This is a genomic window from Corallococcus sp. AS-1-6, assembly GCF_020037015.1.
Lineage (GTDB): Bacteria > Myxococcota > Myxococcia > Myxococcales > Myxococcaceae > Corallococcus.
The window spans coordinates 229,929-244,119 of record NZ_JAIQDE010000002.1 but is presented as its reverse complement, the minus strand read 5'-3'; the positions used below and the strand labels follow the sequence as shown (position 1 = coordinate 244,119).

The 14,191-nt window shown below is 70.8% G+C and carries 11 protein-coding genes; all 11 read right to left on the bottom strand.

The genetic code is table 11. From position 1 onward, the window contains the following. Window positions 1–50: 50 nt before the first annotated feature. The 11 genes from K8612_RS03810 to K8612_RS03760 all read right to left on the bottom strand — a co-directional run bounded on the left by K8612_RS03810 (window position 51) and on the right by K8612_RS03760 (window position 14,098). Window positions 51–404: a two-component system response regulator gene (locus K8612_RS03810; RefSeq protein WP_223761287.1), complete on the bottom strand. Its 354-nt coding sequence runs from the start codon at window positions 402–404 to the stop codon at window positions 51–53. A 101-nt stretch (window positions 405–505) separates the two neighbouring features. Then, window positions 506–1,729 (bottom strand): glutathione-independent formaldehyde dehydrogenase, encoded by a 1,224-nt coding sequence (locus tag K8612_RS03805; RefSeq protein ID WP_223742405.1) that lies wholly within the window; start codon window positions 1,727–1,729, stop codon window positions 506–508. Window positions 1,730–1,864: 135 nt separating this feature from the next. After that, window positions 1,865–3,247 carry an MATE family efflux transporter gene (locus K8612_RS03800; RefSeq protein ID WP_223742406.1) on the bottom strand — a complete coding sequence of 461 codons (1,383 nt, stop codon included), beginning with the start codon at window positions 3,245–3,247 and terminating at the stop codon, window positions 1,865–1,867. A gap of 120 nt (window positions 3,248–3,367) precedes the next feature. Continuing rightward, entirely contained in the window at window positions 3,368–3,724 is a 357-nt protein-coding gene (locus K8612_RS03795; RefSeq protein WP_223742407.1) for a response regulator transcription factor, read from the bottom strand. Then, the gene (locus K8612_RS39485) at window positions 3,721–5,346 is read right to left on the bottom strand and encodes an ATPase domain-containing protein (RefSeq protein ID WP_223761286.1); all 1,626 of its coding nucleotides are present in this window, start codon (window positions 5,344–5,346) and stop codon (window positions 3,721–3,723) included. Before K8612_RS39485 ends, K8612_RS03795 begins: the two co-directional genes overlap by 4 nt. A gap of 22 nt (window positions 5,347–5,368) precedes the next feature. Further along, window positions 5,369–6,493, bottom strand: coding sequence for a hybrid sensor histidine kinase/response regulator (locus K8612_RS03785; protein WP_223742409.1), 1,125 nt, complete (start codon window positions 6,491–6,493; stop codon window positions 5,369–5,371). 245 nt (window positions 6,494–6,738) lie between these two features. Then, window positions 6,739–8,631 (bottom strand): RICIN domain-containing protein, encoded by a 1,893-nt coding sequence (locus K8612_RS03780; protein ID WP_223742410.1) that lies wholly within the window; start codon window positions 8,629–8,631, stop codon window positions 6,739–6,741. Between the two features lie 52 nt (window positions 8,632–8,683). Continuing rightward, complete coding sequence (locus tag K8612_RS03775) at window positions 8,684–10,915, bottom strand: FUSC family protein (RefSeq protein ID WP_223742411.1); 2,232 nt, start codon at window positions 10,913–10,915, stop codon at window positions 8,684–8,686. Window positions 10,916–10,997: 82 nt separating this feature from the next. Next, window positions 10,998–11,615, bottom strand: coding sequence for an ATP-grasp domain-containing protein (locus tag K8612_RS03770; protein WP_223761285.1), 618 nt, complete (start codon window positions 11,613–11,615; stop codon window positions 10,998–11,000). Continuing rightward, on the bottom strand, window positions 11,612–11,869 hold the full coding sequence (locus tag K8612_RS03765; protein WP_223742413.1) for a hypothetical protein: 258 nt from the start codon (window positions 11,867–11,869) through the stop codon (window positions 11,612–11,614). The genes K8612_RS03770 and K8612_RS03765 overlap by 4 nt, the downstream gene beginning before the upstream one ends. Before the next feature lie 177 nt (window positions 11,870–12,046). After that, window positions 12,047–14,098, bottom strand: a complete 2,052-nt coding sequence (locus K8612_RS03760) for a M20/M25/M40 family metallo-hydrolase (RefSeq protein WP_223761284.1) — start codon at window positions 14,096–14,098, stop codon at window positions 12,047–12,049. Window positions 14,099–14,191 lie beyond the last annotated feature (93 nt).

The following is a 14,191-nucleotide window of genomic DNA, read 5'->3' as shown; positions in this document are numbered from 1 at the left end:
CGCCCGCAGTTGCGGCCTTTCCATGCCTACATCCACCCCCAGCGTGGGCCTCAGCGCCGGGTCCGGTAGCGGTCCACGGCGGCCAGGAGCACCTCCGTGCGCACCGGCTTGCCCAGCAGGCCCACCGTCCCCGGCGGGGCCGCCTGGAGGTCCGGGTCCGCGGTGAGCGCCAGCACCGGCAGCCGCGACGTGAGGCCCAGGGTGCGCAGCCGGGTGAGGAAGCGCTGGTCCTCCGGGTTGCGCAGCATCAGGCTCAAGAGCACCAGCGAGGGGATGTCCGGGAGCCGGGACAACACGTCCATCGCCTGCGGCGCCGTGGCCACGGACAACACCGTGTAGCCCTCCAGCACGAGCAGGGCCGCCAGCGCCTCGCGCAGGTCGTCATAGCTTTCGACCACCAGCACGGTCGAAGGTTTGTCCAGGGCAACCACCGTCAAACCATATACCGCCAGATCCCCGGGGCGTCCGCACCCCGGGGATTGGACCTGGGGACAGGGGTGGCCGCCTACGCGCGAGCCTTGGGGCTGAGCTGGGGCTTGAGGATGACCTTGGTGTAGCCGTCCTTGCGTGCGTCGAACTTCCTGTACGCGTCCGGCGCGTCGTGCAGCGGCAGGCGGTGGCTGACGATCATGCTCGGCCTGGCGCGGCCCGCGATGATGAGGTCCCTCAGGAAGTGGTTGTAGCGCTTCACCGGCGTCTGGCCGGTGCCCACGGTGATGCCCTTGTCGAACACCTGGGCCCAGGGCAGCGGGTAGATGCCCTGCCTGGCGTTCTCGTCCGGCGCGCCGGGGTCCGGGGCGATGTAGACGCCGATGACGCCGATGGAGCCCGTGGGGTTCACCAGCTCCACCAACTGCTCCAGCACCTGGGTGGGCTTCTCCCGGCCGCCGTGCGCGTCCGCGCCCCGGATGTCGCGAGACTGGTAGCCCACGGCGTCGATGCCGCACATCACGCCCAGGGCCTTCTCCTCACCGGGGCGCAGCGCGCCCATGATGAGCGGGTTGTTGCGGCGCAGGTCGACAATCTGCTTCACCGGGTCGCCCTTCGTGAAGTCGATGGGGATGGCGCCCATCTCCTTCACCTTGGCCAGGCGCTCCGGGACGCTGTCCACCACGTAGACCTCCGAGGCGCCGCGCAGGAGCGCGCAGTAGCCGGCGAGCAGGCCCACCGGCCCCGCGCCGAAGACGGCCACGGTGGCGCCCGGGCGCACGTTCGCGAGCTCGGTGCCGTGGTACGCGGTCGGGAACACGTCCGACAGGAGCAGGAAGTCGTCCTCCAGGTCGTCGCCCGGCTGTCCGGGGAGCTTCAGGCAGTTGAAGTCCGCCCAGGGCACCCGGAGCAGCTCCGCCTGCCCGCCCAGGTACGGGCCCATGCCCGCGTAGCCGTAGCCCGCGTGCGGGGCGTCCGGGTTGGCCACGAGGCACGCCTCCGTGCGGCCACGCACGCAGTCGAAGCAGGTGCCGCAGGCGATGTTGAAGGGCAGCACCACGCGGTCGCCCTTCTTGATGCTCCTGACGCCGGGGCCCACCTGCTCCACGACGCCCATGTTCTCGTGGCCGAACACCTGTCCGGCCTTGGACGCGGTGCGGCCCTCGTACATGTGCAGATCACTTCCACAGATGCCGGCGGAGGTGACGCGGATGACGCAGTCGGTGGGAGACTCCAGCTTCGGATCCTCGACCTCCTCCACCTTCACCTGGTTGTTCTCTTTGTAGACGACGGCGAGCATGGGCCTCTCCCGGGTTGGGCTGTGACGCGGCCCACCAAAAGTGGGATGCGCCGCGTCCAGCGGAAGGGGCCGGGGAGGGAGCGCGCCCGGCCGCCCCGTGCAGGCGTGCAGGGCGGGCGCGCGTCCAAGCCCTCTTCAGTGCGCCATCACCACCGGCGCCTCCGCCGGGGACACCAGCGACTGGCGCTCCCACGCGCGGCTGCGCCAGCGCAGCCACATGGCCAGGCCGCGCGTCCATTCATCCGCGGCCACCGCCAGCCACACGCCCGCGAGCCCCAGGTGCAGGTGGAACACCAGGTAGTAGCCCAGGGGCAGGCTCATACAGACCATGGAGATCATCGCCATGATGACCGGGAAGGTGGCGTCGCCCGCGGCGCGCAGCGCGTTCACCAGCACCAGGTTGAACGAGCGGCCCGTCTCCAGCAGCAGGCTCAGGACGAGCACCTGCGAGGTGAGCCGCAGGATGTCGCCGTCCTGCGTGAAGAGGCGGATGAGCGGCTCGCGCAGCAGGATGGCCGTCACGTCCACCGCCACCGTGATGCCGATGCTCCACTTGAGGCTCTTGAGCACGCGCGCGTACGCGTCCTGCGACCGCTTCGCGCCCACGAGCCGCCCCACGAGGATGGACGTGCCCATGCCGATGGCCAGGCTGCACAGGAACACGTACTGGGACATGGCGTTGGCGTACTGCCGCGACGCCAGCGCCACCGGGCCCAGGTACGTCACGTAGTACAGGAACACCGTCTGGCACGCGTGGTACGTCATCTGCTCCACTGCGGACGGCACGCCCACGCGCAGGATCTTCCGCGCGTACTCGCGCGTCAGCGCCACGAAGTGCCCGGGCCGCATCTTCACGTCCATCACCCGCCAGAGCATCCACGCGAAGACGCCCACCGCCGCCGCGCGGCTGAAGACGGTGGACATGGCCGCGCCCGCCACGCCGTGCGCCGGCATGCCGAAGTGCCCGAAGATGAGCACCCAGTTGCCCGCCACGTGCACCACGTTCATGCCCAGGGCCACGTACATGGACTGCCGCGTGAAGCCGTACGTGCGGATGAGGCTGGAGAAGACGTTGATGAGCGCCTGGAGGAACAGGAAGCCGCCCGCGATGTGCCAGTAGGTGCTCGCGTACGCCAGCGTCCGGGGCTCCAGGTTCATCCGCCCCAGGATGGCGTCCGCGGACAGCAGCAGCCCGCCGCTCACGGCCAGGCCCAGCAGGAAGTTCATCGTGATGGCCTGCGCCGCGATGCGCGCCGCCTCCGCGCTCCGCTTCGCGCCAAGGTACTGCGACACGACGATGGACGCGCCGTGGCTCACCACCTCCATCACCAGGATGCAGATGAAGACGTACTGGTTGACGACGCCCACCGCGGACACGGCGGCGTCCGACACGCCGCTGAGCATCAGCGTGTCCGCCGTGCCCATCAGCATGAAGAGGAAGATTTCGAAGAAGATGGGCCAGGTCAGGCGGAACAGGCCCGGCTCCCGGGAGGGCGTCGGCTCGACTTCAGTGGGCATGGAGGCGTCGCGTCAGGTGGACCCACTGTGCGCGCGCGATCCCTTGATTTCAACCGGAAGCACCCGCGCCGGCTGCCTGCCCGCCGCGGGTGCTTTGAGCTGAAAGCGTGAGAGCGGCACCTACGGCGCGGTCAGCCGCTCCACGGTGTCGACCAGGTCCCTGAGGGAGAAGGGCTTCTTGAGGAAGCCGGCCCACTGCTGTTCCTCCATCTTGGCCCTGGGCGGCTGGATGGCGCTCATGACGAGGATGGGGAAGCGGTGGGTGCCGTCCTTGCGGATGGCGTCGATGGTCTCGTAGCCGTTCATCACCGGCATCATCACGTCGATGATGGCCAGGTCGGGCGTCTCCTCCTTGAGCCGGGCCAGCGCCTCGCGGCCGTTGCCGCAGATGACGACGCGCAGTTGTTCCTCTTCCAGGATGGCCTGGATGGCTTCGGCGATGTCCAGCTCATCGTCCACGACGAGCACGGTCTTCATGAACGCCTCCGCCGGGACGTGCCCGCCGGAGCCTTCTTCGCGGCCGGCTTCTTCTTCGCGGGCGCCTTGGGGCCCTGCTTCTTCTTCGCGCCCAGGGGTGCCTTCACGCGGCTCGGCTGGGCGGCCGCTCCGGCGGACAGGCGCGCGTGGCCGGTGAGGATGCTCTCCGCGCTCTCGAAGGTGCCCGCGACCTCGATGCCCTGCTCGCTGATGGAGAACTCGCGGATGCCGCTGTCGTAGGCGCTCTCCCGCATCTTCATGATGGAGAGCAGCCGGTAGAGCTGCGAGCGCAGCTCCACGTAGCGCACCAGGATGACGTTCTCCACGGTGGACGCGGCCTCCGGCTGGGGCATGTCCACGCCGGGGCTGAAGAGGGGCGTCTCATCCGAGTACAGCGTGGTGACGTCCATCATCCGCAACTGGTGCGTGAGCGCGGAGAAGAAGCGGCCCAGGCGGTCCGGGTACACCGCCGCGGAGCGGAAGCCGGACACGCCGTCGATGAACAGGCGCAGCCGGTCCACCTTCCGCTCCTCGATGCGCTCCAGGAGCTTCTCCGCCAGCGAGTCCATGTTGTGCTCCAGCGGCGGCTGCCACTGGATTTCGATGAGGCCCTCGTCCACGTACTTCTGGAGGTCCCCCATGCCGGTGCCCTCCGCCTTCTCGATGAGGCGGGGGGGCGTCTCGAAGAAGCCGAAGTAGACGCCCGGCTGGCCCTCGCGCGCGCCCTGGAGGAGGAAGTGCAGGCCCAGCAGCGTCTTGCCCGTGCCGGGCGCGCCCAGCAGCAGGGTGGTGGAGCCGGACAGCAGGCCGCCCCGGAGCGCGTCGTCCAGGCGGGGGATGCCGAAGGACATGCGGATGCGGTCCTCGCGCCCCTCCGCCGCGGGGTGCGCGAACTGCACCTCCGTGCGCGGGTGGATGACCATGCCCTGGTTGCTGATCTCCACCTCGTGGCGGCCCAGCAGGGACGGTCCGCCGCGGAACTTGATGGCGATGAGCTCGCGCACCGCGCGGGGGCCGTGCAGCCACAGCGACAGCTCGAAGATGCCGTCCACCGCGGTGTTCTCCGGGTGGATCTCCCCTTCATGGTGCGGGGAGAGCAGCAGCGTGGTGCAGCCCAGGATGCTGCTGAAGGTCTGCAGGTCCTGCAGGAAGCGCTTGAAGGAGAGGTCCGAGCGGGCGAACTCCTTCGCCGCGTCCATGCCGTCGATGATGAGCAGCGTGGTGCCGTGGGCCTGGGCGTTCTTGCGCAGGAGCTCCAGCAGGCCCTTGAGCCCGTCGCGCTCCAGGTCGCGGTAGCCGCTCAGGTACTGGAGCCGGTCCGGGATGACGCTGTCGTCGTAGAACGTCATCTGCGACAGGTTCTCCAGCATGCGCCCGTGCGACTCCGACAGCAGCGTCACGTAGAGCGCCTTGCCGCCGTTCTTCACGTGCTGGAAGGCAATCTGGTTGGCCAGCACCGTCTTGCCGGAGCCCGGCGGCCCGATGATGGCGTAGGACGAGCCCAGGATGAGGCCGCCCTTGGTGATGAAGTCCAGCCGGGGCACGCCGGTGATGAGCCGCTTCGCCGGGCTCTTGCCTTCGCCGGACCTTTTGCTCCCGTCCGCGTCTTCGTTGTTCGACACGAATCCTTCTCCTCTTGCGACGTCAGTACCGCTGGGTGCGATGCAGTGGGAGCCTCAGCTCGAAACACGCGCCCTGGCCCAGGGCGCTCTTCACGGTCAACGTGCCGTCGTGCGCGGCGGCGATCTCCTGGGCCAGGTAGAGCCCCAGCCCCAGCCCGTCGAAGCGGCCGCCGGAGGGCACGCGCTCGAAGCGGCGGAAGATTCGCGCCTGGTCCTCCGGGGCAATGCCCACGCCGTGGTCCTCCACGGCGAGCACCGCGTGGTCCTCCTGCGTGGACAGGCGGACCTTCGCGGGCCGGTCCTCGCCGAACTTGATGGCGTTGGACAACAGGTGACCCACGGCCTGCTCCAGCATGCGGCGGTCGCCGAAGAGCAGGACGGGCGCGTCCGGCAGCTCCGCCGTCAGCGCCACGTTCGCGCTGCGGGCCGGGGCCTGGAAGCGCTCCACCTGCTCGCGCACCATCTGGGAGAAGTCCACGGTGTCCACCACCAGGGCCACGTCCTGCGTGGACAGGCGCGACACGTCCGCCAGGCTGTCCACCAGGCCCTGGAGCCGGGTGAGCTGGCGCACCGCGGGGGCCAGGCGCTTCCGCATCAGGTCGCCCGTGTTCGCGTCCCCCCGCACCATCTCCACCGCGCGCTCCAGGTTGAGGCGCAGCACGGTGAGGGGCGTCCTCAGCTCGTGGCCGGCGACGCGGAGGAACCGGTCTCTCGCGCGCACGGCGTCCCGGGCGCGGGCCTGCAGGCGCAGGAGCGCCTCGATGTTCGCGAGCAGCTCGTCCTCCGCCAGGGGCCGCGTCCAGTACGCGTCCGCGCCCTGGGCCAGGCCCCGCACGCGGTCCTCGCGCTTGACGGAGACGGACGACAGGTGGGCGATGAGCAGGTCGTGCGTGGCCTCGTCCGCGCGCAGGCGGCGGCACACCTCGTAGCCGTCGATGTCCGGCATGTGCACGTCCAGCAGCACCAGGTCGGGCAGCCCCTGGGCCAGCCGGAGCGCCTCGCGTCCTCCCGTGGCCTCGAGGACCTGGTAGCCACCCTGCTTCAGGGTGAGGCTCAGCAGGTACAGCGTCGCCGGGTCGTCATTGACGTTGAGGACCGTGACAGCAGTGCGACCGGTGTGGGCGTTGTTGGCGTCGGAGGAGTTCACGGGCGGTGCACCGGAAACAGTGGGGGCGCGGGCGGCGAATGGAACCACCCGCATCGAAAAAGATTGGCGCGAGTGCGCTGTGCGCCCCGCCGGGTGTTGCCCGCAGGACGGATCCGGCGCTGGAGACGTCCGCCTTTCCCCAGGCGGGCCTGCGGGAACGGGGTGGCGGACACACCGCGGGGCCGTGAAGGCGGCCATGGGCTCGCTGCTCCGGTTCGACCCCGCCGCCGCCGACGGTGCGCTGATCAGGGCACGGCTTCCAGGCGGAACTGCTGGCAGTCGTTGTTGGACCAGACCCACTGCTGGACGGTGGCCCCGTCGCCGCTGCTCCAGCAGTTGCTCACGTCCAGCACCTTGCCGCTGTGGCGGGCCTCGAAGCGGGTGTAGCCGCCGCTGGTGGCCACCGGCTTGAACTGCTGGTTCGCGCCGCCCGCCCAGGACCACTGCTGCACGCGCGCGCCGTCCGCCTGGCCCGCGTCCGCCACGTCCACCGCCTTGCCGCTGTAGCGCGACACCAGCCGCGAGTAGCCGCTGTCCGTGGCCACCAGCGACCACTGCTGGCTGGCGCCGGTGTGGCACGTCCACTGGTGCAGCCCGGCGCCGTCCGCCGTGGACGGGCCCACGATGTCCACGCACCTGCCGGTGGCCTTGTTGACCAGCCGGTACCAGGGCCCCTGCGGGCTGGACGTCCCGCCCCACTGGAAGGACGCCACCGAGCGCGGAGGCAGCGTGTACTCGAAGGCCTGGCCGTTCCAGCGGACCTTGAAGGACAGCGTGGCGCCGTCATTCGAGTTCAGCGCGATGAGTGCGCGCGAGCCGTCCGGGTTGCGGAAGGCGAGCGTCTCGATGTTGTTGTTGCCCAGCGACGTGGCGCCCACGCGCACCGCGCCCGGCCGCACCACCTTCGCCAGGTGCGCCCACGCGTAGTACTCCTCGTTGCGCGTGTACGTGCCGTTGGCGTTGTCCACGGTGAACATGCCCCGGCAGTCCGCGCAGCCGCCCACGCGCGGCCCGTGGTTCGGATCCAACGCCAGGTTCCAGTAGAAGGACGTGCGCGACCAGTGGCGCAGCGGCCCGAAGAGGTTGTTCCGCAGCGCCCACTCCAGGTTCGCCGCGGCGTTGGTGGCCCAGAAGCCGCCGGTGCACTCCGTGAAGTGCACCTCCCTGGCGGGGTACGCGTCGTGGAAGGCGGACTGGACGCTGTAGCTGCCCTCGGGGCTCTCGTAGCAGTGGTAGGCCACGCCCGCGACGGCGCCCTGCGCCTGACCGCCGTTGTAGGCCATCACCTCGTGCGGGTAGCCCGCGGGGCCGGAGCCGTCGTACCAGTTGTGGTCCCACGCCAGCAGCTTCACGCCGCTGAAGCCCGCGGCGTTGAGCGCGGGGCGCAGGTGCTGCGCCGCGAAGACGGACTGATCGTTGGACTCCATCTGCATGGTCGCGTAGCCGCCGTTGGCGTTGTGCGGCTCGTTCTGGAGGCTCAGCGCGTGGATGGGCACGCCGTTCGCCTGGTAGGCCTGCACGAAGCGCACGAAGTAGCTCGCGTAGGTGCCGTACAAATCGTTGCGCAGGTATCCGCCGCCGGTGAGCGAGTTGTTGAACTTCATCCACGCGGGCGCGCTCCACGGCACCGCGAACACCTTCACCTCCGGGTTGATGGCGCGCGCCTGCTTGAGCAGCGGCAGGATGTACGCCGTGTCGTGGCCCACGGAGAAGTCGTTCAGGTCACAGCAGGTGTCGTCGTAGGTGTAGTTGGCGCGAGCGAAGTCGGACGCGCCCATGGGCAGGCGGATGGCGCTCTGGCCCGCGCCCGCGCTCACGCTGAACAGGTCGTTCATGATGGCCGTGCGCTGCGGCGAGTTGAAGATGAGCCACGCGGACGAATCCGTGAGCGCGCCGCCGAACCCGTCCAGGGTCTGGTACGTGACGCCGTCGTTCACGTCGATGGCCGTCGCGCTGCCCGTCTCCGGGCCGAACGCCTTGTCCGCCTCCGCGTTGAGCTTCTTCGCCAGCGCGCTGCCTGACGTCGTCGTCAGCCACACCCGCACGGTCTCGTTCGCCGCGCTCGCGGCGGGCGGCAGGAGGGCGGAGGCGGCCAGCAGCAGGCCCTGCAGGGGGACACGAGACAACCAGGAGGACATGGGGGCTCCAGACACCAAGGGGGGAGCCCCGCAGTCTATCCAGATTGTTCTGTCATGACTTGGTAATCATGGATGTCTGGGCCTGGGGCGGAGCCTCGGGAAGGGCCTCCAGGCGGCGGACGGCGGCGGTGTGGAGCACGGTGATCTGGCGCGCCAGCCGCTCCAACTGGGACTGGAGCAGGGGCGCCTCGGCGGCCATCGCCGCGCCGGCCGCGTCCGGGGTGGGGACGTTCCAGCCGATGAGGACGTCGAAGGCGGGCAGGGGGCTGGGGCGGCGCCCATGGTGCACCGCGTCCGCCAGGTCCTCCATGCTCGCGTCCATGGCGCGCGCGTAGCGTGACAGGGCCTCCTGCACCGCCGGGGTGGAGGGCACGGAGCGCCGCGAGGCGAGCAGGGTGCAGACGGCGGCGAACCGGCGGGTGAACGCGAGCAGCGTCATCAGCGGCTCCACCGTCTCCGTGCGCCAGCGCGGCTCATTGAGCAGGCGCTGGAAGGACGTCTCCGCGTTGATGGTGGCCAGCCCCAGCTTGCGGCGCGCCTCCGCGAGCGCGGTCGGGTCCGGCGGCCCGCCCTGCTGCCACGCGCGGGCCAGCACGGCGAAGAACTCACGGTCCGCGCGCAGCGCGTCCGCCAACTGCGCCGGGAAGCGCTGCTCCTCCGAGCGCTGCCACAGGAAGAAGGTGCCCGCGAGCGCCAGCCCGCCGCCGATGAGCGTGTTGACGATGCGCACGGTCGCCAGCGTCCAGTCCCCGCTGCCCAGCTCCGCCAGCAGCACGAAGGTGAGCGTGGCGAAGATGGTGAACAGCCCGTAGTTGAGCGGGATGAGGCTCACGCACAGGGCCGCGGTGCAGAAGAGCAGGCCCATCATCGCGCGCGGGTCCTGGAGCCAGGACGCGACGGCGATGGCCAGCAGGCCGCCCACCACCGTCCCCAGCACCCGTTGCAGCGCCTTGAGGAAGGTGGGCCCGGTGTACGGCTGCATGATGGTGAGCACGGTGAGGGTCACCCAGTAGCCGTGGTTCGGACGGAACACGCTGGCGATGTAGACCGCCGCCGTGGTGGTGATGCCCACGCGCAGCGCGTGCCGCAGCACCTCCGAGTCCAGCGTGAGGTGCGCGCGCACGGGGTCCCCCAGGGACACGTGCGACTCCTCGGCCAGCGCGCGTGCGGGAGGCGGGGCCTGGGGGAAGGGGCCGGGCAGCCGGCACGCGGTGTCCAGCGCCACGTCCGCGCGCTCGCGCATCTCCGTGAGCAGCCGCGCGATGTCCGTCAGCCGCGCCCGCTCCAGCCGCGTGACGAGCCCGCGCGCGTCCAGGTCCCCGACCGCGTCCTTCAGCGCGCGTCCGTCCCACTCCGGCTGGGGCCTGCGGCTGCGGCCCTCCTGCTCCACCAGCCGCACCAGGTCCCGGGCCGTGTTGGCGCAGTCCAGCAGCGCCACCGCCACCGCCGCGCGCGGGTCTCCCACGGGGCCGCTCACCGGCGGGCCCAGGCTCTCCAACTGCTCGCCCAGGGCGATGAGCCCCATGAACATCGCGTCCGCGGACTCCAGCAGCACCAGCAGCCGCTCGCCCCGGCCGCGCTCACCCCGGCCCTGGCGCGTGGCCGCGAGCGTGGTGCGCGCCACCTCCAGCGTCTCGCGGATGCGCCCGTGCTGCTGTTGGATGAGCGCCTGCCACGCGTCCTCGCGCGCGCCCTGGACCGCGCGCGACAGCCCCTCCGCGTAGTCCGCCACCGCGTCGAAGCACGCCGCCACCGCCTTGCGCGCGGGCCGGTAGGGGCGGATGGGCCAGAGCACCAGCGACAGCAGCATGGCCCACGCGGAGCCGCCCAGCACCGCCACGCCGGACTCCAGCGCGTGCAGGGCGGTGGGCGCCGGCAGGCCCAGCGCGATGACGAAGGTGGTGGCGGCGATGTTGCCGGTGAGGTTCGCCGCGGCGCCGTACACGCCCGCGAAGCTCCACGCCGTCACCCACAGCAGGGTGGCGGGGATGGCCAGGGCCGGGTGCATTCCCGCCAGGCCCCCCATCACCGCGGACACCGCCGCCGCCAGCGCCGTGCCGCCCATGGCGCGGAAGCGGGCGTGGTAGGAGCCGCCCTTGTCCACGAAGGACGTGTTGAAGCCGCCCACCGCCAGCCACAGGGCGCCGGGGAGGTGCAGCGCGGTGCCCACCACGGTGGGGACGAAGAACGCGAGCGCGGCGCGCAGGCCCGACTTCACCGCGGGCCGCACGGGCGCGAAGCGGGCCACGGCCTTCGCATGGTCCAGGAGCTGACGGTGGAGCACGCCTCCCCCTTAGAGCAACGCCCCAGGCCGGGCCACCGGAATCCGGGACCGGTGCCGTGGGGGCGTCACTCGCGCGCCCGGCTCAGTGCGGGGCGGGGGCGGGCTCGCGCGTGGGCGGACGCGCCGTGGCCCGGGGCTCCACGCCCAGGCCGTGGCGCCGGGCCGCGGTGTCCACGATGCGCTGCACGAGCGCCTCGTAGCCCAGGCCGCGCTCCTTCGCCCCCATGGCCACCTCGCACTGGGTCTCCAGGTAGGGGTTGGGGTTCACCTCCAGGAGGTAGGGTTCGTTGGTGCGGGCGGACACGCGGAAGTCGATGCGCGCGTAGTCGCGCAGCTTGAGCGCGCGGAACGCCGTGACGGCCGCGCGCTCCATGCGGCCGCGCAGCTCGTCGGACAGGTCCGTGGGCAGCACCAGGTGCGGGCTGCCCGGCGTCTCCGGGCCGAACTTCACCTCGCGGTTGGCGATCTTCATCCGCTTGCGGTTCCACCGCGAGCCGAAGTCCAGCTCCACCACCGGCAGCACCTCGGGCGCCGCCGTGTCCCCCACCACGCCCACGTACAGCTCGCGGCCCTCGATGTACTCCTCCGCCAGCGCCTCGTCGTCGTACTCCTGGCGGATCTTCTTCACCCGCCGGGCCAGCCCCTCCACGTCCTTCTCCACCCCCAGGCCCATGGAGGCATCCGAGCGCGCGGGCTTCACCACGTCGTAGAGGCGGTAGGCGTAGTTGAACGCGCGGCCTGCCTCGTCTTGAAGGAGATGCCCTTCGCCTCCAGCTCCGCGTGGAGCTGCGCGATGTAGCGCTCCAGGGGCGTGCCGCCCAGCCGCAGGGACAGGTCCTTGATGCGCGCCTGGAGCAGCGCCTCGCGCCGGGGCGACAGCCGGCCCCGCTCCGCGCCCTCGGTGGGATGCTTCTCGCGCAGGACGCGGGACTCGGCCTGGGGGGAGGTCATCATCCCCTCCAAGGTGGGACCGGGACCCGGCGGAGGACAGCCCGCCCGCTGCCCCACGGCAGGCGGCCGGCCGGGCGCCCGCGCGGATGCAGGAGGCCCGCTTCACCGCCTGAAACACGAAGGGGACCCGGGCTTGCGTGCCCCGGATCCCCTCGTGTGTCAGCTCAGCTCAGGTGCCGCTCACTGGACGGTGAACACCAGGTCGTCGCGGTCGTTGTACTCGCCGGAGATGCACGCGCTGGTCGGGGTGCCGGTGCCGTAGCGGAACTGCGCGCGCACGGCCTGGTTGGTGCCGGAGGGCAGCGTGTACGTGGCGGAGAGGGTTTGCAGGTTCGCGGCCGACGGCGTGACGGAGGTGATCAGCGTCCAGGTGGGCGTCGTCGCGCTGGCGTTGGCCGTGTAGTACAGGTCCAGCCGGTCCGACGCGGGGTTGGCGTAGGCCCAGAGGGTGGCCTCCACCTTCACCTGCTTGCCCGCGGCGAAGTTGGAGCCGTCCACGGTGGACACCTTCAGGGCCTCCAGGGACTCGTCGCTCTTGTAGGTGCCGGTGCTGCCGTCCTTGCACGTGGCGCGCAGCGTGTTGGGGGTGTTCAGCTCCGGCCCGCGGGTGCCGCGGCCGTTGAAGAGCGTGCCGCTGTCGCAGGTGGCCGCCGCCGCGCTGCAACGCACGGTCATGAACGTGGCGTCGTAGGTGCCGGACGTGGACACGTTGGCCACCGTCACCGTGCGCGCCGCCGTGACGGTGTTGTTGCCCGCGCTGTCATACGCCTTCGCCGCCACCGTGTGGCTGCCGTTGGCCACCGTGCGGCTGTCCCACGCGTAGCTGTACGGCGACGCGAAGGACGTGCCCTTCACCGCGCCGTCCACCAGGAACTCCACCCGGCTGACGCCCACGTTGTCGCTGGCCGAAGCGGTGAGGCTGGTGGTGCCGTTCACCGTCGCGCCGCTCGCCGGAGCGGTGAGCGACACGGTGGGAGGCGTGGTGTCCGTGGGCATGCCCGGGATGGAGCCCTTGCCCAGCTCCGCCAGGTACGCGGCGCCGATGCGCGCGAACTTCAGCGCGTGGTTGGCGGTGCCCCCGGTGGTGCCGTCCGTGCTGTTGGCCAGCGTGTCGTTGGCCGTGTGGATGTAGGGGTTCTCCTGGTTCAGATCGTACCGCGCCTCGAACGGCATGGACGCCGGGTAGCCCTGGGCGTGCCACGACGCGTGGTCCGAGCACCCGTAGCCGCACGTGATGTTGGCGCGCGTGTAGCCCGTGTACGTGTCGATGAGGCTGCCCAGGAACGCGTTCTGCGCCGCGTTGGTGTTGTCCGTGACGAGCGAAATATCCACCGTGGAGCCGCGGTAGTTCGTCATGTCCAACTGGAGCACGCCCACCACGTTGGTGTTCGCGCTCTTGTGCGCCTGCGCGATGGCCTGCGAGCCGTAGAGGCCCACCTCCTCCGCCGCGTACGCCATGAACTTCACCGTGCGCGCCGGCTTGTAGCCCTTGGCCATGGCCACGCGGAACACCTCCGACAGCGTGGCGACACCGGAGGCGTCGTCATCCGCGCCCGGCGCCGTCGCCGTGGGGCGGCTGGAGGAGCCCACGGTGATGTTGATGGAGTCCAGGTGGCCGCCAATCACCACCACCTCGTCCGGGTAGACGGTGCCGGTGATGGTGGCGATGACGGACGGCTGCGTCCAGCCGGAGTGCGTGTACAACTGCACGCTCACGTCGCTGCGCCCGCTGGCGTAGGACTCCCACGTCGTCTTCAGCCAGTCGGCCGCCTGCGTGCCGCCCGTGGAGTTGTTGTAGTAGCGGTTCGTGTAGCTGGAGAGCTGGGTGATGGCGCTCCGGATGCTGGCCTCCTGGAGGCCGGAGAAGAGCGAGTTGACCACCGCCGCGTTGTCCAGCGTGTAGCTGACCAGCGGCTGCGCCGGCTGCGCGGGCGTGAGCTGGGCGAGCGCCTCCTCCTGCGTGTCGTGCGCCATGTAGCCCGCGCAGCGGTGATACTGGGCATGCATGACGGCGGACACGTCGCCCAACTGCGACTCGGTGAGCTTGAGCACGCTCACCCCGTTCGCCTCGCGCACCAGCGTGGGCGTGCCCACGCCGCGGAACGACGAGCGCACCGTGCCCGCCGCGTCCGAACCGATGGTGATGAAGACCTCCCGGTCACGCGGCGCTTCGGCGGAGGCGGTGGCGCAACACAGCGACACGACGACGGGGACCACTCTCTTCAAACGCATGTTCCGCTCCGATTCCAGGCGAGGGGCGCACTGACGGGGGGCACGACCAAGGACCCCCCACGCTCAAGTCCGGGCCGTCTGGCCAGACCTCGT